Origin of the sequence: Pseudomonas pharyngis, assembly GCF_021602345.1 — a bacterium.
Taxonomy (GTDB): domain Bacteria; phylum Pseudomonadota; class Gammaproteobacteria; order Pseudomonadales; family Pseudomonadaceae; genus Aquipseudomonas; species Aquipseudomonas pharyngis.
Genome location: NZ_BQID01000007.1, coordinates 320,072 through 339,320, shown reverse-complemented (window position 1 = coordinate 339,320; position 19,249 = coordinate 320,072). Strand labels below are relative to the sequence as shown.

Annotated in this window: 17 protein-coding genes; 13 read left to right on the top strand and 4 right to left on the bottom strand. The window is 59.3% G+C overall.

Annotated features, from left to right (window positions below; translation table 11 throughout):
* Nucleotides 1-9: 9 nt before the first annotated feature.
* Nucleotides 10-1,704 carry a lactate permease LctP family transporter gene (locus L6D74_RS17025; protein WP_236189864.1) on the bottom strand — a complete coding sequence of 565 codons (1,695 nt, stop codon included), beginning with the start codon at nt 1,702-1,704 and terminating at the stop codon, nt 10-12.
* A 262-nt stretch (nt 1,705-1,966) separates the two neighbouring features.
* Between L6D74_RS17025 and L6D74_RS17020 the strand changes: the two genes are divergently transcribed.
* A complete protein-coding gene (locus tag L6D74_RS17020; RefSeq protein WP_039769141.1) occupies nt 1,967-2,734 on the top strand; it encodes an FCD domain-containing protein in 768 nt (255 codons plus the stop codon).
* Between the two features lie 50 nt (nt 2,735-2,784).
* Here L6D74_RS17020 and smpB read toward each other — a convergent pair whose 3' ends face one another.
* A complete protein-coding gene (gene smpB / locus L6D74_RS17015) occupies nt 2,785-3,267 on the bottom strand; it encodes an SsrA-binding protein SmpB (RefSeq protein WP_007953781.1) in 483 nt (160 codons plus the stop codon).
* Between the two features lie 119 nt (nt 3,268-3,386).
* Here smpB and L6D74_RS17010 point away from each other — a divergent pair, with 119 nt between their 5' ends.
* The 3 genes from L6D74_RS17010 to L6D74_RS17000 are packed head-to-tail and all read left to right on the top strand — an operon-like array spanning nt 3,387 to nt 5,539.
* Nucleotides 3,387-4,790 (top strand): sodium-dependent transporter, encoded by a 1,404-nt coding sequence (locus L6D74_RS17010; protein WP_039769144.1) that lies wholly within the window; start codon nt 3,387-3,389, stop codon nt 4,788-4,790.
* Between the two features lie 7 nt (nt 4,791-4,797).
* Entirely contained in the window at nt 4,798-5,232 is a 435-nt protein-coding gene (locus tag L6D74_RS17005) for a type II toxin-antitoxin system RatA family toxin (protein WP_003221509.1), read from the top strand.
* Complete coding sequence (locus L6D74_RS17000) at nt 5,225-5,539, top strand: RnfH family protein (RefSeq protein WP_064593334.1); 315 nt, start codon at nt 5,225-5,227, stop codon at nt 5,537-5,539. The genes L6D74_RS17005 and L6D74_RS17000 overlap by 8 nt, the downstream gene beginning before the upstream one ends.
* A gap of 61 nt (nt 5,540-5,600) precedes the next feature.
* Here L6D74_RS17000 and L6D74_RS16995 read toward each other — a convergent pair whose 3' ends face one another.
* Entirely contained in the window at nt 5,601-6,128 is a 528-nt protein-coding gene (locus tag L6D74_RS16995) for an outer membrane protein assembly factor BamE (RefSeq protein ID WP_011332391.1), read from the bottom strand.
* 97 nt (nt 6,129-6,225) lie between these two features.
* On the opposite strand from L6D74_RS16995, the gene fur reads away from it, so the two are divergent.
* Nucleotides 6,226-6,630 carry a ferric iron uptake transcriptional regulator gene (gene fur / locus L6D74_RS16990; RefSeq protein ID WP_039769149.1) on the top strand — a complete coding sequence of 135 codons (405 nt, stop codon included), beginning with the start codon at nt 6,226-6,228 and terminating at the stop codon, nt 6,628-6,630.
* 75 nt (nt 6,631-6,705) lie between these two features.
* Here fur and recN read toward each other — a convergent pair whose 3' ends face one another.
* Nucleotides 6,706-8,379, bottom strand: coding sequence for a DNA repair protein RecN (recN, locus tag L6D74_RS16985; RefSeq protein ID WP_236189862.1), 1,674 nt, complete (start codon nt 8,377-8,379; stop codon nt 6,706-6,708).
* 240 nt (nt 8,380-8,619) lie between these two features.
* On the opposite strand from recN, the gene grpE reads away from it, so the two are divergent.
* The 8 genes from grpE to L6D74_RS16945 all read left to right on the top strand — a co-directional run bounded on the left by grpE (nt 8,620) and on the right by L6D74_RS16945 (nt 19,248).
* Entirely contained in the window at nt 8,620-9,189 is a 570-nt protein-coding gene (grpE, locus tag L6D74_RS16980) for a nucleotide exchange factor GrpE (RefSeq protein WP_039769154.1), read from the top strand.
* A gap of 102 nt (nt 9,190-9,291) precedes the next feature.
* A complete protein-coding gene (dnaK, locus tag L6D74_RS16975; protein WP_064593336.1) occupies nt 9,292-11,205 on the top strand; it encodes a molecular chaperone DnaK in 1,914 nt (637 codons plus the stop codon).
* Nucleotides 11,206-11,660: 455 nt separating this feature from the next.
* Nucleotides 11,661-12,785, top strand: a complete 1,125-nt coding sequence (dnaJ, locus tag L6D74_RS16970; RefSeq protein WP_039769159.1) for a molecular chaperone DnaJ — start codon at nt 11,661-11,663, stop codon at nt 12,783-12,785.
* A gap of 9 nt (nt 12,786-12,794) precedes the next feature.
* Nucleotides 12,795-13,601 (top strand): 4-hydroxy-tetrahydrodipicolinate reductase, encoded by an 807-nt coding sequence (gene dapB, locus L6D74_RS16965; protein WP_007953764.1) that lies wholly within the window; start codon nt 12,795-12,797, stop codon nt 13,599-13,601.
* Between the two features lie 256 nt (nt 13,602-13,857).
* Nucleotides 13,858-14,994: a glutamine-hydrolyzing carbamoyl-phosphate synthase small subunit gene (gene carA / locus L6D74_RS16960; RefSeq protein WP_236189861.1), complete on the top strand. Its 1,137-nt coding sequence runs from the start codon at nt 13,858-13,860 to the stop codon at nt 14,992-14,994.
* A gap of 126 nt (nt 14,995-15,120) precedes the next feature.
* A complete protein-coding gene (gene carB / locus L6D74_RS16955) occupies nt 15,121-18,342 on the top strand; it encodes a carbamoyl-phosphate synthase large subunit (RefSeq protein WP_039769162.1) in 3,222 nt (1,073 codons plus the stop codon).
* Nucleotides 18,339-18,815: a transcription elongation factor GreA gene (gene greA, locus L6D74_RS16950; RefSeq protein WP_007953757.1), complete on the top strand. Its 477-nt coding sequence runs from the start codon at nt 18,339-18,341 to the stop codon at nt 18,813-18,815. The genes carB and greA overlap by 4 nt, the downstream gene beginning before the upstream one ends.
* Before the next feature lie 28 nt (nt 18,816-18,843).
* Nucleotides 18,844-19,248 (top strand): MFS transporter, encoded by a 405-nt coding sequence (locus L6D74_RS16945; protein ID WP_236189874.1) that lies wholly within the window; start codon nt 18,844-18,846, stop codon nt 19,246-19,248.
* Nucleotide 19,249 lies beyond the last annotated feature (1 nt).

Here is a 19,249-nt window from a genome sequence, read left to right as displayed (position 1 = left end):
CTTGTCGGCTTAATGCACCAGCATGCCGGTGAACCAGTAGGCCTGAGCCAAAGTGATCAGACCGACAATCGTTGCAAAGAATAGGCTGTGCTTGAGGGTGAAGCGGAACAGATCGGATTCCTTGCCCACCAGGCCGGTTGCTGCGCAGGCCACGGCGATCGATTGTGGCGAGATCATTTTGCCGGTCACGCCGCCGCTGGTATTGGCGGCCACCAGCAAGGTGTCGTTGACCCCGATCTGGTGCGCGGTGGTCGCTTGCAGCGAACTGAACAGGGCGTTGGACGAGGTATCGGAACCGGTCAGGAACACGCCGAGCCAGCCGAGGAATGGCGAGAAAAACGGGAACGCTGCGCCAGTTCCGGCAAGCACCAGAGCCATGGTCGAGGACATGCCGGAATAGTTGGTGACGAAGGCAAACGCCAGCACCATGCCGATCGACAGGATCGGCCAGCGCAGTTCGTAGAAGGTCTCTTTCAAAATGGTCAGACCAATTTTTAAGTTGATCTTCAGCACCAGCATCGAGATCAGCGCGGAGAAGAAAATCGCCGTGCCGGTCGCGGAAATCGGATCGAGTTTGAACACGGCCGGGATCGCGGTCGGGGCGGCCACGATCGGTGCAGTCTTGATCACCAGTTGATCGAGGTGCGGAATCGCGAAGTTGAACACCCAGGCGTACATCGAACCGCCGGCGGCGAACATGGCCTTGAAGGGCTTGAGGGTCCAGATGGTCACCAGCACGGTGAGGATCAGGAACGGCGACCAGGCTTTGAAAATTTCCCCAAGGCTGTAAGGCGAAGCGACGGTGGTGCGCTTCTGGCCGAAACCGCCGACGCTGGCAGTCACCACCGAAGCGGAAACAGCACCGGCAATGTGCTGGCCGGCGGCACGTTTCGGCTGCCAGACCTTCAGGAACAGTGTCAGGGAAATCAGGCTGGCCAGGGCTGACGTGATGTCCGGCAGTTCCGGGCCGATGAAGTTCGACGTGAAGTATTGGGTGACGGCAAAGCTCAAGCCTGCGACCAGCGCCGCCGGCCAGGTTTCACGTACACCGCGCAGGCCATCCATCATGAACACCAGCCAGAACGGCACGAACAGCGACAGTAGCGGCAGTTGGCGGCCAGTCATGGCGCCGATCTTGAACGCATCGATGCCGGTGACTTGCCCGGCCACGATGATCGGAATCCCCAGTGCGCCGAACGCAACCGGTGCGGTGTTGGCAATCAGGCACAGGCCGGCGGCGTACAGCGGGTTGAAACCCAGGCCAACCAGCAGCGCAGCGGTAATCGCCACCGGCGCGCCGAAACCGGCGGCGCCTTCCAGGAATGCACCGAAGCAGAAACCGATCAGCAGCACCTGCAGACGCTGGTCGTCAGTGATCGACAGCACCGAGCTGCGGATGACCTCGAACTGACCGCTCTTGACCGTCAGTTTGTACAGGAACACCGCTGCCACAATGATCCAGGCAATCGGCCACAGACCATAGGCGAAGCCATATCCGGCAGCGGCGAACGCCATGTCGACCGGCATCTGGAACGCAAAGATCGCCACGGCGATGGCCAGGGCGAGCGTGATGCTGCCGGCCACATGACCTTTGAGGCGGAACACCGCAAGGGCGAGGAAGAAGAAAACGATGGGGATGACGGCCGCGAGTGCGGACACGCCGAGACTGCCGAGCGGGCTGTAGAGCTGTTGCCAGGTTTGCATATGGGGTGGCCCCTAATTGTTGTTGGTCAGGCACTGTCAGCGTTCTTGGTTAATTGGTAAGACCAATTTACAAGTGCTGTCGGCTAGGGTAAAAGCCTTGATGTCGGTGTGTCAATTTGCCGCCCTAAAACTTTTGTCGAACAACCGGACGGCGAGTCGGATTGCACCGGTTGAATTGGCGTCATCTGGCAGGTGTCGGCGCAGCGTCGATAGGCCAGAATAGAGAGCCCGGCGAGCGGTCGGGATGGTGGAGAGTTGAGTGATGGGGTTTGATCAGATACGTCAGCGCCGTTTGTCTGACGACATTGTCGAGCGACTGGAAGGGATGATTCTCGAGGGCACGCTGAAGTCCGGCGAGCGCCTGCCAGCCGAGCGGACACTGGCGGAACAGTTCGGCGTTTCCCGGCCCTCGTTGCGCGAGGCGATTCAGAAGCTTGCGGCCAAGGGCTTGCTGGTCAGCAAGCAGGGCGGTGGCAATTATGTCGTGGAAAGTCTCGGTTCGACGTTCAGCGATCCGCTGCTGCAATTGCTGGAAAGCAATCCCGAGGCGCAGCGCGATCTGCTGGAATTTCGCCACACGCTGGAGGCATCGTGTGCCTATTACGCAGCATTGCGCGCCACGGATGTGGATCGTGAACGGCTGACGGCTGCGTTTGAAGAGTTACAGGACTGCTATTCGCGTCATGACGAAGTGAGCCGGGCGGAAGAGGGCGCGGCGGATGCGAAATTCCACCTGGCGATTGCCGAAGCCAGTCATAACGCGGTGTTGCTGCACACCATTCGCGGGCTGTTCGATCTGCTCAAGCGCAACGTGGTGACCAACATCGGTGGCATGTACAAGCAGCGCACGGAAACTCGCGACATGCTGATCACCCAGCATCGGGAGCTGTATCTGGCGATTATCGAGGGGCGCGCGGAACAGGCGCGTGAGGTGTCCAGCCGACACATTCTGTATGTGCAGGAAGTGCTGGAAGAAGTGCGGCAGGAAGTGCAGCGCATGGCTCGCGCCGAGCGACGCAAAGGGATGTAGGCATGACCGCTCCCGCGCCGGGCGCGGGAACGGTCATTCAGGCAGAAGAATCAGTCTTCCTTGCCCTTGTTGCGCACCGCACGCTGCAACTCGCGACCGGCGTCGCGTTCGCGTTCGGTATCACGCTTGTCGTATTCCTTCTTGCCCTTGCCCAGCGCGATCTCGCACTTGACCATGTGCTTGCTCCAGTACCAGGACAGGCACACGCAGGCGTAACCCTTCTGCTGCACGGCGGCGGCGAGCTTGTCCAGCTCGCGGCGGTTGAGCAGCAACTTGCGGGTACGCACCGGGTCGGCAATGACGTGGGTGCTGGCGGTCATCAGAGGCGTGATGTGGCTGCCGAGCAACCAGGCCTCGCCATCCTTGAGCAACACGTAACTGTCGACCAGTTGCAGCTTGCTTGCCCGCAGACTTTTTACTTCCCAGCCGGCCAGGACCAGGCCAGCCTCGAACTTGTGCTCGATGAAGTAATCGTGTCGCGCCTTTTTGTTTTGCGCGATGGTCCCTGTTGGGTGTTTCTTCTGTTTAGCCATAGGGGCGGCATTATATGGAGATAAACGGCTGTCGGCTACGGTGATGCTGCGTGCTTGAGCAGGTTGAGTGAATCCCGGACAATGCGGCCTCTTTTTCTAACGCTTGGGCGTGATAAACGATGTCGACAGACAAGGTTTCTGTCCACGGCAGTTGGGCTAGCCGCTGGGTTTTCATATTCGCCGCGACCGGTTCGGCCGTGGGATTGGGCAGCATCTGGAAATTCCCCTACATGGTCGGGGTCTACGGTGGCGGCGCCTTCGTGCTGATGTTTCTGGCGTGTATCGCGCTGATCGGCATCCCGGTAATGCTCGCCGAAACCCTGATCGGCCGCCGTGCCCGCCAGAGTCCGGCGAATGCCCTGAAGGTGCTGGCGCGGGAAGCCGGGCACTCGGGCAAGTGGTCGTGGGGCGCGTTCGCCGGGATGATCACGGCGCTGCTGATCCTGTCTTTCTACAGTGTGGTCGGCGGCTGGTCGCTGGATTACATCATTGATATGGGGCGCGGAGACTTCCAGGGCGCGACGGCTGATCAGGTCGGAGCCTACTTCGGTAATGTCATCGCCGACCCGTGGCGTATCACGCTGTGGCACACGGTTTTCATGCTGTTGTCGGCGGTGGTGATTGCCAAGGGTGTGGTCGCCGGGCTCGAGCGCAGCCTGCGGATCATGATGCCGCTGCTGTTCGTGATGGTGCTGGTGCTGCTGGGTTACAGCATGACCACCGGGCATTTCATGGAAGGCGTACATTTCATGTTCGACTTCCACCCGGAAAAAGTCCTCGACGGCTTGCTGCCGGCCATGGGCCACGCGTTCTTCTCCCTGAGCGTGGGCGTGGGCTCGATCATGATCTACGGCGCCTACATGACCAAGGAAGCCTCGCTGTCGGGCACGGTCGTCGGTGTGGCGCTGCTCGATACCTTTGTTTCGCTGGTGGCCGGTCTGGCCTTGTTTCCGATTGTGTTCGCCGGTGGTTTGAACCCGAGTGAAGGCCCGGGGCTGATGTTCGTCAGCCTGCCATTTGCTTTCGGTAACGTGCTGTTCGGCCAGTTGATGGGCGTGGTGTTCTTTGTTCTGGTGGCTATTGCGGCCTGGAGCTCGGCGATTTCCCTGCTGGAGCCAATGGTCGCCTATCTGGTCGAGCGGACTAAAATCAGCCGTGCCTGGGTGACATTCTGGTTGGCGTTCACCTGCTGGTTCGTTGGCCTGGGCACGGTGTTTTCCTTCAATATCTGGAAGGAAGCCAAATTTTTCGTGAACGATGGTGGGGTGTTCCATCTCTACCAGTGGGGTGCGGCCGGTGGCCTGGACTTCTTTGGCGTGATCGACTTCTTCACCTCGCGCATCATGTTGCCGCTCGGTGGGCTGTGCTTTGTGCTGTTTGCCGGTTGGGTGATGGGGCGTGAGGCGGTACGTGATGAATTGTCGATTCGCAGCCCGGCGCTGTTCGCCCTGTCTCTGTTTTTGATGCGCTATGTGGCGCCCATCGGCATTCTTGTAGTGTTTGCCGCCCAGCTCTGGAAGTGACCCTTACATGACGACACATATTCAACGATCGGCGCTGCTGCCTTATCCGGCGCAATTTCTCTACGACCTCGTCAATGACGTGGCACGGTACCCGGAATTTCTGCCGTGGTGCTCGTCTGCTGAAGTCCTGGAAAGCTCGCCTGAGCACATGCGCGCCAGTGTCGGCGTGGCCAAGGGGGGGCTTAGTCAGCACTTCGTGACACGCAATACGCTGGTGCCGGGGCAGTCGATCGAGATGAATCTGGAGGAGGGGCCGTTCAATCAGCTGCACGGCGTCTGGGTGTTCAAGGCGCTGAACGAGAAGGCCTGCAAGATCAGTCTGGATCTGTCCTTCGACTACGCCGGGCCGCTGGTCCGCGCGACGCTCGGTCCTTTGTTCAATCAGGCGGCCAATACGCTGGTGGACGCGTTCTGCCAGCGCGCCAAGCAGATGCATGGTTGAGCCGGTGATCGAAGTCGAAGTGGTGTATGCGGCGGTTGATCGTCAGGTTTTGCGTGTAATCAGTGTTGCTGAGGGTACGACGGTGCGTGCGGCGCTGATGGCGTCGGAGATTGATGCTGAATTTCCGGGGCTGGATCTGAGCAGTTGTCCCTTGGGGATTTTCGGCAAAGTGATCGCTGATCCGGATACTCGACAGGTTCAGGAAGGCGATCGCATCGAGATCTATCGACCGTTGTTGGCTGATCCGAAAGAGGTGCGCCGTCTGCGTGCCGCCAAGGCTGCCGAAGCCAAGGCGCGAAACCAGTAGGGTGGTCGAACGCCAGGCAATAAAAAACCCGGAATTTCCGGGTTTTTTATTGCGTCGCAAATTATTGCGGCGAGGTGTCCAGCGGTTCTGGCGTTGGAACCGGAACGGTTTCCACACCATCGACGTCCTTCTGGATCTGATCCAGCAAGGAGCCAGGCTTGGCCGGTTTTTCCGGTTTCGGCTGCTCGGTGTTTTCAGCAGGAGCGGTCACGCTGGTGCCGCTGTCCTTGCCGAGAATGGCTTCGTCACGGCTCACGCCCGGCATGAAGTCACCGGACAGACTGACAAGGCGGTCATTCGAGTCGAAAATGACACTCATGCGTTCCTGCTGGCGTTCACCGCCACCAGGTTGCAGGCTGTACAGATAATCCCAGCGGTTGGCGTGGAACGTGTCGGCAAGCAGAGGGTTGCCCATGATAAACCGTACTTGCGGCCGGGTCATTCCCGGGCGTAACTGGTCTATCATGTCCTGCGTGACGACATTGCCCTGCTGGATGTCGATTTTGTAAACCCCGGGGAATGAACAACCGGCGAGTGCGAGCAGTCCCACAAAGGTGAAACTGGTTAGCAAGAGCTTGGTGTTTTGCATCGGTGGGCGACTTCCACTATCTTGGCTGGGACAACGTAAACGCCGATCATACCCGCATTAAGAGAAGCTGCGAAGCAGCATCGCGAGAAAGCTGACCATGGTTGAAAATAGCGAACTACGCAAAGCCGGCCTCAAAGTGACCCTGCCACGGGTCAAGATCCTGCAAATGCTCGACTCTACAGAGCAGCGTCACATGAGTGCCGAGGACGTCTACAAGGCGTTGATGGAAGCTGGCGAGGACGTCGGTCTGGCCACGGTCTACCGTGTTCTGACCCAGTTCGAAGCGGCTGGCCTCGTGGTCCGTCACAACTTCGACGGCGGCCACGCGGTATTCGAATTGGCCGACGGTGGCCACCACGACCATATGGTTAACGTGGAGTCGGGCGAAGTCATCGAATTCTTCGACGAAGAAATCGAAAAGCTTCAGAAGGCGATCGTCGAGAAGCACGGTTACGAGATGGTTGATCACAATCTCGTACTGTACGTACGCAACAAAAAGTAAGCATGTCGCGCGAATTTCAGGTTCGCGAAACGAGCGAAGGCGACCCAAGGGTCGCCTTCGTGCTTTCTGGCGTGCTTAAACCTTTGCGGTGACGACCATCTTTTTCGCGTGCGCCAAAGACTCTTTGGTCAGATCGATGCCGCCAAGCATGCGTGCGACTTCTTCTATACGGTCATTCTTGCTCAGCTTCGAAACAGCCGTGTGAGTGGCCTGCTCGCCTCGCACCTTGTGCACGAACAGATGCTGATGCCCCTGAGCCGCGACTTGCGGCAAGTGCGTAACCGTCAGTACCTGTCCGCGATCCCCGAGGCGGCGCAACAGTTGACCGACGATTTCAGCCGTTGGACCGCCAATCCCCACGTCCACTTCGTCGAATACCAATGTCGGTACGCGAGAGGTCTGGGCGGTAATCACCTGGATGGCAAGGCTGATCCGTGACAATTCACCGCCGGACGCCACTTTGGCCAAGGCTTTCAAGGGTTGGCCCGGGTTGGCACTCACCAGCAGCTCGACTTGTTCGAGGCCGTTGGGTTGCAGCTCGCTGCTGCTGTTGGCGCGCAATTCGATGGTGAAGCGACCGCCGGGCATGCCCAGGCGCTGAATCTCCTGCTCCACCGCGCTCGCCAGGCTGCCGGCTGCCTGATGACGCAGCTCGCTCAGCTCCCGGGCCTTTTCCTGATAGTGGCGGGCATAGGAAGCGAGCTCTTCGGCGAGGCGCTCGATGGATTCATCGTTGGCGTCGAGGGCTTCGATTTCGTCGAGCAGCTTCTGCTGCATCTCCGCCACTTCTGTCGGCTGAATGCGGTGTTTGCGTGCCAGTGTGTAAATGGAATCCAGACGCTCTTCCAGATATTGCAGGCGCGCTGGGTCGGCGTCGAAGTTGTCGAGAAAGCGATTGAGCTCGCCGACGGCTTCTTCAACCTGAATCTGCGCACTGGTCAGCAGGCTGCTCGCTTCACCTAGCGCGCCGACGGAGTTGTTCACGCTCGACAGTCTATTGAGGCTGGCCGTAAGGGCATTCAAAACGTTGCCGGAATCGCTTTCGCTGCATTGCTCGACCACTTGTCGGCAGATGCCGAGCAGGGTTTCTGCGTTGGTCAGGTTCTTGTGTTCCTGCTCCAGTTCTTCCAGCTCGTTTTCCCCGAGGCCGAGGTTTTCCAGTTCTTCGAGCTGGTAGCTGAGCAATTGATGGCGTGCACGCTGTTCGTCGCCGGAGTTGGACAAGCGTTCCAGCTCCTGACGGGTCTGGCGCCAGCGCTGGGCGGCCAGGTGAACCTGGCGTGCCAGATCGGTGGCTCCGGCGTATTCGTCGAGCAGGCGCCGGTGGGTGTCGGTCTTGAGCAGGGATTGGTGTTCGTGCTGGCTGTGGATATCGATCAGCAGCTCGCCGAGTGCCTTGAGGTCACCGAGCGGGCAGGGTGTGCCATTTATATAGCCGCGTGAGCGACCTTCGGACGTGATGACCCGGCGCAGGATGCACGGACCGTCGGTTTCCAGGTCGCGTTCCGCCAGCCAGGCACTGGCCTCGGGAATATCCGCCAGATCGAAGGTCGCCAGGATATCGGCCTTGTCGGCGCCCGGTCGCACCACGCCGCTGTCGGCGCGATCACCGAGCGTCAGGCCCAGGGCGTCGAGCATGATCGATTTGCCGGCGCCGGTTTCCCCGGTAATCACGCTCATGCCGCGATCGAGTTCGAGATCGAGATGTTCAACGATGGCGTAGTTGTGTACGGACAGGTGCACCAGCATAAAGGCCGCTCCCAGGCTTCAGGTCTGGTTATTTATACAGTGTTTTGTTTCGGGCTGACAATGCCCTCGCTCAGCTCAATGGAGAAGATCCGATCAAATGCTTGTCGCGCGCAGGAATGCCAATGCAGCACTTTTTTGTAGGGTTAATCGTTGTCAGCCCTTGAAGCCTGATTTTGCGGCCCCATATACCGGGGCAGAAGCGCGAATCGAACTCGCGGACGATATTGAAAGGAGAATTCTATGGCTGACGAACAGACAGTAGATACGCAAAACCCAGAAGCCAATCAGGCGCCCGAGACTTCGGGTGATGACCTGGCGACCCGTGTACAAGTGCTCGAAGAGCAATTGGCCGCCGCGCAGGATCAATCGCTGCGCGTAGCTGCCGATCTGCAGAACGTCCGCCGCCGTGCCGAGCAGGATGTCGAAAAGGCGCACAAGTTTGCGCTGGAAAAATTCGCCGGCGACCTGCTGCCGATCGTCGACAGCCTGGAGCGCGGCCTCGAGCTGTCGAGCCCGGATGACGAAAGCATCCGTCCGATGCGCGAAGGCATCGAGCTGACCCTGAAAATGTTTCACGACACCCTCACGCGTTATCAGCTTGTAGCTGTCAGCCCGCAGGAAGGCGAACCGTTCAACGCCGTGGAACATCAGGCAATGGCCATGCAGGAAAGTGATGTCCTGGAGCCGAACAGCATTCTGAAGGTGTTCCAGAAGGGCTACCAGCTCAACGGTCGCCTGCTGCGTCCGGCGATGGTCGTGGTCAGCAAGGCGCCGGCGCCAGTTTCGCCTTCGATTGACGAGAAGGCTTGAAATTAGCCGCAAGGCCCCCATTTAGAAGTCAAGCGTTTAAGTATTACCGCAGTTAGCCACCACTGCTGCGGCAAAAAAATCCAAAGTTTCGGGAGAGTGAACATGGGCAAAATTATCGGTATCGACCTGGGGACTACCAACTCCTGCGTCTCCGTGCTGGAAAACGGCGTGGCCAAAGTTATTGAGAACGCCGAAGGCGCGCGTACAACGCCGTCGATCATCGCTTACGCCAATGATGGTGAAATTCTGGTAGGTCAGTCCGCCAAGCGTCAGGCTGTGACCAACCCGCACAACACACTGTTCGCAGTGAAGCGCCTGATTGGCCGCCGCTTCGACGAAGAAGTTGTACAGAAAGACATCAAGCTGGTGCCTTACAAGATCGTCAAGGCCAACAACGGTGACGCCTGGGTCGAGGCTTCCGGCAAGCAGATGGCTCCGCCGCAAATCAGCGCCGAAGTCCTGAAAAAGATGAAGAAGACCGCCGAAGACTACCTCGGCGAAGCGGTGACCGAAGCGGTGATCACCGTTCCGGCCTACTTCAACGACAGTCAGCGTCAGGCGACTAAAGATGCTGGTCGCATCGCCGGTCTGGACGTAAAACGTATCATCAACGAACCAACCGCAGCCGCTCTGGCTTATGGCATGGACAAGGCCAAGGGCGATCACACCGTGATCGTTTACGACCTGGGTGGTGGTACTTTCGACGTTTCCGTGATTGAAATCGCTGAAGTTGACGGCGAGCACCAGTTCGAAGTGCTGGCCACCAACGGTGACACCTTCCTGGGTGGTGAAGACTTCGACATGCGCCTGATCGACTACCTCGTCGACGAGTTCAAGAAAGAGTCCGGCATGGACCTGAAGAACGATCCTCTGGCCTTGCAGCGTCTGAAAGAAGCCGCTGAGAAAGCCAAGATCGAGCTGTCTTCTTCGCAGTCGACCGACGTCAACCTGCCGTACATCACAGCAGACGCGACTGGTCCTAAGCACCTGAACGTGAAGATCTCTCGTGCCAAGCTCGAGTCGCTGGTCGAAGATCTGGTGAACCGTACCATCGAGCCATGCCGTATTGCTCTGAAGGACGCCGGTATCGACGTCAGCAAAATTGACGACGTCATTCTGGTTGGTGGTCAGACTCGTATGCCACTGGTGCAGAAGGCAGTTACCGATTTCTTCGGTAAAGAAGCACGTAAAGACGTGAACCCGGACGAAGCTGTTGCCATGGGTGCTGCGATCCAGGGCGCCGTTCTGGCCGGTGACGTGAAAGACGTTCTGCTGCTTGACGTCAGCCCGCTGACCCTGGGTATCGAAACCATGGGTGGCGTGATGACCGCGCTGATCGAGAAAAACACCACGATTCCTACCAAGAAATCGCAAGTGTTCTCGACCGCCGACGACAACCAGGGCGCCGTGACCATTCACGTCCTGCAAGGCGAGCGCAAGCAAGCCGCACAGAACAAGTCCCTGGGCAAGTTCGATCTGGCCGACATTCCACCAGCTCCACGTGGCGTTCCGCAGATCGAAGTGACCTTCGACATCGACGCCAACGGCATCCTGCACGTAGGTGCGAAGGACAAGGCAACCGGCAAAGAGCAGAAGATCACCATCAAGGCCAACTCTGGTCTGTCGGATGAAGAAATCCAGAAAATGGTGCGCGACGCCGAGCTGAACGCCGAGGAAGACCGCAAGTTCGAAGAGCTGGCCGCTGCCCGTAACCAGGGTGATGCACTGGTTCACTCGACTCGCAAGATGATCGCTGACGCTGGCGACAAAGTGACTGCAGAAGAGAAGACTGCAATCGAAGCGGCCGTGGTTGCCCTGGAAGCTGCCGTCAAAGGCGACGACAAGGCTGCCATCGACGCCAAGGTTGAAGAGCTGTCGAAAGTCTCTGCGCCGGTTGCTCAGAAGATGTACGCCGAACAGGCTCAGCCTGAAGGCGCGGCACCGCACGACGAGAAAGCTGAAAAGGCTGACGATGTTGTCGATGCCGAGTTCGAAGAAGTCAAAGACCACAAGTAAGTTGTTGGTCGCCCGGTTGACTGCCTTGCGGCGGTGACTGGTAGGATGTCGCCGCGCGGGAGCTTGCTCCCGCGTTGGCGTATCTGGAATACGCGAATTTTTACAGCATGCGACAACGGCGGATTGAGTGACTTGTTCGTTAGAGCAAGTTCAGATGACTGGGCTCCATAACCAAGGCGCTGCGACGACTCATAGCGCGCTATGGGGGGGAGCAGCAACGCAGGGTATGGTGCTCAGGCATCGAAATTGCCTAACGAACAAGTCATTCAGTCCGCCCCAGGGTGCTGGCGGTATGGCCGGGAATGCTCCTGCTTTTCGCGCCGCAAATACCGCATGAACCAAAGACCAGGATCGTTGAATTGACGTGAGTTGGGTCCGGGCCTGTATTGGGGCTCAACGAGTTTGGCGAAGCTCAGGAGGGATTTGCCGAACGTCCTCAAGAGTATGAAGAACTTATGGCTAAGCGTGACTATTACGAAGTGTTGGGTGTTGAGCGCGGCTCAAGCGAAGCAGACCTGAAAAAGGCCTATCGCCGTCTGGCGATGAAGCACCACCCGGACCGTAATCCCGGTGACAAGGCGTCGGAAGATCTGTTCAAGGAGGCCAACGAAGCCTACGAAGTGCTGTCCGATTCCAGCAAGCGTGCAGCGTACGATCAGTACGGTCATGCCGGCGTCGACCCGAGCATGGGCGGCGGCGGTGCAGGCTTCGGCGGTCAGAACTTCTCCGACATCTTCGGTGATGTCTTCAGTGACTTCTTCGGTGGCGGTCGCGGCGGTTCCCGTGGCGGCGCTCAGCGCGGCAGCGATTTGCGTTACACCCTCGAGCTGAACCTGGAAGAAGCGGTACGCGGTACGACCGTGAATATCCGCGTTCCGACGCTGGTCAATTGCAAACCATGCGACGGTTCGGGCGCCAAGAAAGGCTCGTCGCCATCGACTTGCCCGACTTGCGGCGGCATCGGTCAGGTGCGTATGCAGCAAGGCTTCTTCTCGGTGCAGCAGACCTGCCCGCGCTGCCATGGCCAGGGCAAGATCATTTCCGATCCGTGCGATTCCTGCCACGGCGACGGTCGCGTCGAAGAGTACAAAACCCTCTCCGTCAAAGTGCCGGCCGGTGTCGACACTGGTGACCGCATTCGTCTGTCCGGCGAAGGCGAAGCGGGCACTCAGGGTGGTCCGACCGGCGACCTGTACGTGGTGATCAACGTCCGCGAACACGACATCTTCCAGCGTGACGGCAAGCACCTGTTCTGCGAAGTGCCGATCAGCTTTGTCGACGCGGCCCTGGGTGGCGAGCTGGAAATTCCGACCCTCGACGGTCGCGTCAAATTGAAGATTCCGGAAGGGACACAGACCGGCAAGCAGTTCCGCGTACGCGGTAAAGGTGTTGCGCCAGTGCGTGGCGGTGGTGCGGGCGACCTGATGTGTCGTGTGGCCGTCGAGACGCCGGTCAATCTGAACCGTCGTCAGCGTGAATTGCTGGAAGAGTTCCGCAGTTCCCTGGCGGACGACAACAGCCACTCCCCGAAAACCACCGGTTGGTTCGACGGTGTGAAACGCTTCTTCGGCGATCTGTAAGGAGTCGGCATGCGACGTATAGCTGTGATGGGCGCTGCCGGGCGCATGGGCAAGATTCTGGTCGAGGCGGTGCAGCAGCGCGCGCCGCTGACCGGTTTGACGGCTGCGATTGTCCGCCCTGGCAGTACGCTGATCGGTGTGGATGCCGGTGAGTTGGCTTCGCTCGGTCGAATCGGCGTGCCGCTGTCCGGGAATCTGGAGTCGGTGGCGGAAGAGTTCGATGTGTTGATCGACTTCACCTTGCCGGAAGTGATGCTGAAAAACCTGGCCTTCTGCCGCAAGGCCGGCAAGGCGATGGTGATCGGCACGACCGGGCTGGATGCTGCGCAGAAGCAGTTGCTGGCCGAGGCGGGCAAGGATATTCCGATCGTGTTCGCCGCCAACTTCAGTGTTGGCGTCAACCTTTCGCTGAAGCTGCTCGACATGGCGGCACGGGTGTTGGCGGAAGATGCGGACATCGAAATCATTGAGGCCCATCACCGCCACAAGATCGATGCGCCATCGGGCACGGCCCTGCGCATGGGTGAAGTGATCGCCAATGCGCTGGATCGTGATCTGCAGAAGGTTGCGGTCTATGGTCGTGAAGGCCACACCGGTGCCCGTGAGCGTGAGACCATCGGCTTCGCCACTGTTCGCGGTGGTGATGTAGTGGGCGATCACACGGTGTTGTTTGCCTGCGAAGGTGAGCGCCTGGAGATCACACACAAGGCTTCGAGCCGCATGACGTTTGCCAAGGGCGCGGTGCGTGCGGCGTTGTGGCTGGATGCTCGCGAGCCTGGTTTGTACGACATGCAGGACGTGCTCGACCTGCATTGAGATGTTCTGAATCCGGCGCAAACGCCCTGTTTGTGCCGGTTTCAATCCGCTGAGCGACGCCCTGTCGCATTCTCCGGCCTTTCGGCCTCATTGGCGGTAGACCAAAAATCCCTTTTTCTGTAAGCTACAGCTTTAGTGTGTCCACTAAAAGCGCGCAGAATAATTCAGTGAAGAAGCGGGGTGACGTGTCCATACGTCACTCCGCTTTTTTACAACCTGCGATTGCCCTTTCATGCGTTATTTACGGGAGGTCTTCTTGACTAAGCCAGCCATACTCGCCCTTGCTGATGGCAGCATTTTTCGCGGCGAAGCCATTGGAGCCGACGGTCAGGCCGTTGGTGAGGTGGTGTTCAACACCGCAATGACCGGCTATCAGGAAATCCTTACCGATCCTTCCTACGCCCAACAGATCGTTACCCTGACTTACCCGCACATCGGCAACACCGGCACGACGCCGGAAGACGCCGAGTCCGACCGCGTCTGGTCCGCTGGTCTGGTCATCCGTGACCTGCCGCTGGTAGCGAGCAACTGGCGTAACACGATGTCCCTGTCCGATTACCTGAAAGCCAATAATGTTGTGGCGATCGCCGGTATCGACACCCGCCGCCTGACCCGCATCCTGCGTGAAAAAGGCGCACAGAACGGCTGCATCATGGCCGGCGACAACATTTCCGAAGAGGCGGCCATCGCCGCTGCGCAAGGCTTCCCGGGCCTGAAGGGCATGGACCTGGCGAAAGTCGTCAGCACCAAGACCCAATACGAATGGCGCTCCACTGTCTGGGATCTGAAAACCGACAGCCATGCGACCATCGAAGCCTCCGAGCTGCCATATCACGTGGTTGCCTACGACTACGGCGTCAAGGTCAACATCCTGCGCATGCTGGTCGAGCGCGGTTGCCGCGTGACCGTGGTTCCGGCGCAAACCCCGGCTGCCGACGTGCTCGCACTGAAGCCGGACGGCGTGTTCCTGTCCAACGGCCCTGGTGACCCGGAGCCTTGCGACTACGCGATCAAGGCCATCAAGGAAGTGCTGGAAACCGAAATTCCGGTCTTCGGCATCTGCCTCGGTCACCAGCTGCTGGCTCTGGCCTCTGGCGCCAAGACCCTGAAAATGGGCCACGGCCACCACGGTGCCAACCACCCGGTTCAGGATCTGGACACTGGCGTCGTGATGATCACCAGCCAGAACCACGGTTTCGCGGTTGACGAAGCGACCCTGCCAGCCAACGTCCGCGCGATCCATAAATCGCTGTTCGACGGCACCCTGCAAGGCATCGAGCGTACCGACAAGAGCGCGTTCAGCTTCCAGGGTCACCCTGAAGCGAGCCCGGGCCCGAACGATGTGGCCCCCCTGTTTGACCGCTTCATCAACGAGATGGCCAAGCGACGCTAAGCGCTCGCCTTGAGACTGTAGCGAGAAGCCCCTCGAGGGCGGCCCCGGAACCGGCGGCCCCCTCGGGACTTCAGAAATCGATCAAGACGGCTTGCCGACTGACCTGCGGATTTGAGTGACAAACCCATGCCAAAACGTACAGACATTAAAAGCATCCTGATTCTCGGCGCTGGCCCGATCGTTATCGGCCAGGCCTGCGAATTCGACTACTCCGGCGCCCAGGCCTGTAAAGCCCTGCGCGAAGAGGGTTACCGCGTCATCCTGGTGAACTCCAACCCGGCCACCATCATGACCGACCCGGACATGGCCGACGCCACCTACATCGAGCCGATCAAATGGCAAACCGTTGCCAAGATCATCGAAAAAGAGCGTCCGGATGCAGTGCTGCCAACCATGGGCGGCCAGACTGCTCTGAACTGCGCCCTGGACCTGGAGCGCGAAGGTGTTCTGGAAAAGTTCGGCGTAGAGATGATCGGTGCCAACGCCGACACCATCGACAAGGCTGAAGACCGCTCGCGTTTCGACAAGGCGATGAAAGCCATCGGCCTGGAATGCCCGCGTTCGGGTATCGCCCACAGCATGGAAGAAGCCAACGCGGTGCTCGAGCGCCTGGGCTTCCCGTGCATCATCCGTCCGTCCTTCACCATGGGCGGCACTGGTGGCGGTATCGCTTACAACCGTGAAGAGTTCGAAGAAATCTGCGCCCGTGGTCTGGACCTGTCGCCAACCAAAGAGCTGCTGATCGACGAATCCCTGATCGGCTGGAAAGAATATGAAATGGAAGTTGTTCGCGACAAAAAGGACAACTGCATCATCGTCTGCTCGATCGAAAACTTCGACCCGATGGGCGTGCACACCGGTGACTCGATCACCGTTGCTCCAGCTCAGACCCTGACCGACAAGGAATACCAGATCCTGCGTAACGCCTCGCTGGCGGTACTGCGCGAGATCGGCGTCGAGACCGGTGGTTCCAACGTTCAGTTCGGTATCTGCCCGGACACCGGCCGCATGGTCGTGATCGAGATGAACCCGCGTGTATCCCGCTCGTCGGCTCTGGCCTCGAAAGCCACCGGTTTCCCGATCGCCAAGATCGCGGCCAAGCTGGCCGTCGGTTACACCCTCGACGAACTGCAGAACGACATCACCGGCGGCCGTACCCCGGCGTCCTTCGAGCCGTCCATCGACTACGTCGTGACCAAGCTGCCGCGCTTCGCGTTCGAGAAGTTCGCCAACGCTGACGCGCGCCTGACCACTCAGATGAAGTCGGTCGGTGAAGTCATGGCCATCGGCCGTACGTTCCAGGAATCCCTGCAGAAAGCCCTGCGCGGTCTGGAAGTGGGTGTTTGCGGTCTGGACGAGAAAGTCGACCTGAGCAACCCGGAAAGCATGAGCGTGCTCAAGCGCGAGCTGACCGTGCCGGGCGCCGAGCGTATCTGGTACGTGGCGGACGCCTTCCGCGCCGGCATGACCGTCGAAGAAATCTTCGGCATGAACATGATCGATCCGTGGTTCCTGGTGCAGATCGAAGATCTGATCAAGGACGAAGAGAAGGTCAAGACCCTCGGTCTGTCCGCTATCGACCGCGATCTGATGTATAAGCTCAAGCGCAAAGGTTTCTCCGACCAGCGTCTGGCCAAGCTGCTGGGCGTCACCGAGAAGAACCTGCGCACTCACCGCCACAAGTTGGAAGTGTTCCCGGTCTACAAGCGCGTCGACACCTGCGCGGCCGAGTTCGCCACCGACACCGCCTACCTGTATTCGACCTACGAGGAAGAATGTGAAGCCGCGCCGTCCGGTCGCGACAAGATCATCATCCTCGGCGGTGGCCCGAACCGTATCGGTCAGGGCATCGAGTTCGACTACTGCTGCGTTCACGCGGCACTGGCGCTGCGCGATGACGGTTACGAGACCATCATGGTCAACTGCAACCCGGAAACCGTTTCCACTGACTACGACACTTCCGACCGTCTGTACTTCGAGCCGGTGACCCTGGAAGACGTCCTGGAAATCTGCCGCGTCGAGAAGCCGAAAGGCGTGATCGTCCAGTACGGCGGCCAGACGCCTCTGAAGCTGGCTCGCGCCCTGGAAGCAGCCGGCGTGCCGATCATCGGCACCAGCCCTGATGCCATCGACCGCGCCGAAGACCGTGAGCGCTTCCAGCAAATGGTCGAGCGCCTGAACCTGCGTCAGCCGCCAAACGCCACCGTGCGCAGCGAAGACGAAGCTGTTCGCGCTGCCGCGAAGATCGGTTACCCGCTGGTGGTGCGTCCGTCCTACGTACTGGGCGGTCGGGCGATGGAAATCGTCTACAAGGAAGAAGAACTCAAGCGTTACCTGCGTGACGCGGTTCAAGTGTCGAACGACAGCCCGGTGCTGCTCGACCACTTCCTCAACTGCGCCATCGAGATGGACGTGGATGCGGTCTGCGACGGCAAGGACGTCGTGATCGGCGCGATCATGCAGCACATCGAACAGGCGGGCGTTCACTCCGGTGACTCCGCGTGCTCGCTGCCGCCGTATTCGCTGCCGGCGCACATCCAGGACGAAATGCGCGAACAGGTCAAAAAAATGGCCCTGGAACTGGGTGTAGTCGGCCTGATGAACGTTCAGTTGGCGCTGCAAGGCGAAGACATCTACGTCATCGAAGTCAACCCGCGCGCTTCCCGTACCGTGCCTTTCGTGTCCAAGTGCATCGGGATTTCCCTGGCCATGGTCGCGGCTCGTGTGATGGCCGGTAAAACCCTGAAGGAAATCGGCTTCACCAAGGAAATCATTCCGAACTTCTACAGCGTGAAAGAGGCGGTGTTCCCGTTCGCCAAATTCCCTGGCGTTGACCCGATCCTCGGCCCTGAGATGAAGTCCACTGGTGAAGTGATGGGCGTCGGCGACACCTTCGGCGAAGCCTTTGCCAAAGCCCAGATGGGCGCCAGCGAAGTGCTGCCGACCGGCGGTACCGCATTCATCAGCGTGCGTGACGATGACAAGCCGCTGGTTGCAGGCGTGGCTCGTGATCTGATCAACTTGGGCTTCGAAGTCGTCGCCACTGCCGGCACTGCCAAGCTGATCGAAGCCGCAGGTCTGAAAGTGCGTCGCGTGAACAAGGTGACCGAGGGTCGTCCGCATGTGGTCGACATGATCAAGAATGACGAAGTCACTCTGATCATCAACACCACCGAAGGTCGCCAGTCGATCGCCGATTCCTATTCCATTCGCCGTAACGCCTTGCAGCACAAGATTTACTGCACCACCACCATTGCTGCTGGCGAAGCTATCTGTGAAGCGCTGAAGTTCGGTCCCGAGAAGACTGTACGCCGCTTGCAGGATCTACACGCAGGATTGAAGGCATGAATAAATACCCAATGACCGTCCAGGGCTCCAAGGCCCTGGAAGAAGAGCATGCTCACCTGACCAAGGTCGTCCGTCCGAAGCTCAGCCAGGACATCGGTACGGCCCGCGAGTTGGGTGACTTGAAGGAAAACGCTGAATACCATGCCGCCCGCGAACAGCAAGGCATGGTCGAGGCACGGATCCGTGATATCGAAGGTCGTCTGCAGAACGCGGTGATCATTGATGTGACGACCATTCCGCACACCGGCAAAGTGATTTTCGGCACCACCGTCGAAATCGCCAACGTCGAGACTGATGAAAGCGTCACTTACCAGATCGTGGGTGAGGACGAAGCGGACATCAAGCTCGGCAAGATTTCGGTAGGTTCGCCAATCGCCCGCGCCTTGATTGCCAAGGAAGAGGGCGATACGGTCGTCGTGAAAACGCCAGGTGGCGATATCGAGTACGAGATTGTCGAAGTCCGTCACATCTGAGGGTGGGCGCCCGTTGCGTGCGGGCGCGATGCTCTGGCAACTGGCCCAGATGTTGTGGGTCGGTGGCCTGTGGCTGGTACACCTCGGTCTGCGGCCGGTGCTGGGTCAGATTGGCCTGGCTCCGCTGCTGATCGATGAGGTTGCAAGTACGTTTGAAGTGGCGGTAGTGGGTTTTGCCGTCGCGTGCGTGATATTTCAGGCTTTGGTGCTGGTACAGGCCGAGGGCATTGCCAGTCTATGGCGGGATTTTCGCGGGCAGGTATTGCTGATGGCGTTGTATGCGTGTGCGATGTTTGTCGCAGTGCGTGTCGGCTGGCCGGATGCGCAGCGCTGGCAGGTGTTCAGCTTTCTTGTGTTGGGTTTTTCCGGGTTGGTGCTGGTATTGCAGCCGGTGCCGGGATGGAGTGGCAGGGTGCGCGAAGCACACCCTTGAC

Coding starts and splice junctions, on each gene's coding strand:
- L6D74_RS16995 (WP_011332391.1), bottom strand. CDS start 6,128: ATGCAAAACACCAAGCTCTTGCTAACCAGTTTCACCTTTGTGGGACTG.
- dnaK (WP_064593336.1), top strand. CDS start 9,292: ATGGGCAAAATTATCGGTATCGACCTGGGGACTACCAACTCCTGCGTC.
- L6D74_RS17010 (WP_039769144.1), top strand. CDS start 3,387: ATGTCGACAGACAAGGTTTCTGTCCACGGCAGTTGGGCTAGCCGCTGG.
- fur (WP_039769149.1), top strand. CDS start 6,226: ATGGTTGAAAATAGCGAACTACGCAAAGCCGGCCTCAAAGTGACCCTG.
- dnaJ (WP_039769159.1), top strand. CDS start 11,661: ATGGCTAAGCGTGACTATTACGAAGTGTTGGGTGTTGAGCGCGGCTCA.
- carB (WP_039769162.1), top strand. CDS start 15,121: ATGCCAAAACGTACAGACATTAAAAGCATCCTGATTCTCGGCGCTGGC.
- L6D74_RS17020 (WP_039769141.1), top strand. CDS start 1,967: ATGGGGTTTGATCAGATACGTCAGCGCCGTTTGTCTGACGACATTGTC.
- smpB (WP_007953781.1), bottom strand. CDS start 3,267: ATGGCTAAACAGAAGAAACACCCAACAGGGACCATCGCGCAAAACAAA.
- dapB (WP_007953764.1), top strand. CDS start 12,795: ATGCGACGTATAGCTGTGATGGGCGCTGCCGGGCGCATGGGCAAGATT.
- greA (WP_007953757.1), top strand. CDS start 18,339: ATGAATAAATACCCAATGACCGTCCAGGGCTCCAAGGCCCTGGAAGAA.
- L6D74_RS17025 (WP_236189864.1), bottom strand. CDS start 1,704: ATGCAAACCTGGCAACAGCTCTACAGCCCGCTCGGCAGTCTCGGCGTG.
- L6D74_RS17000 (WP_064593334.1), top strand. CDS start 5,225: ATGGTTGAGCCGGTGATCGAAGTCGAAGTGGTGTATGCGGCGGTTGAT.
- L6D74_RS17005 (WP_003221509.1), top strand. CDS start 4,798: ATGACGACACATATTCAACGATCGGCGCTGCTGCCTTATCCGGCGCAA.
- L6D74_RS16945 (WP_236189874.1), top strand. CDS start 18,844: ATGCTCTGGCAACTGGCCCAGATGTTGTGGGTCGGTGGCCTGTGGCTG.
- grpE (WP_039769154.1), top strand. CDS start 8,620: ATGGCTGACGAACAGACAGTAGATACGCAAAACCCAGAAGCCAATCAG.
- recN (WP_236189862.1), bottom strand. CDS start 8,379: ATGCTGGTGCACCTGTCCGTACACAACTACGCCATCGTTGAACATCTC.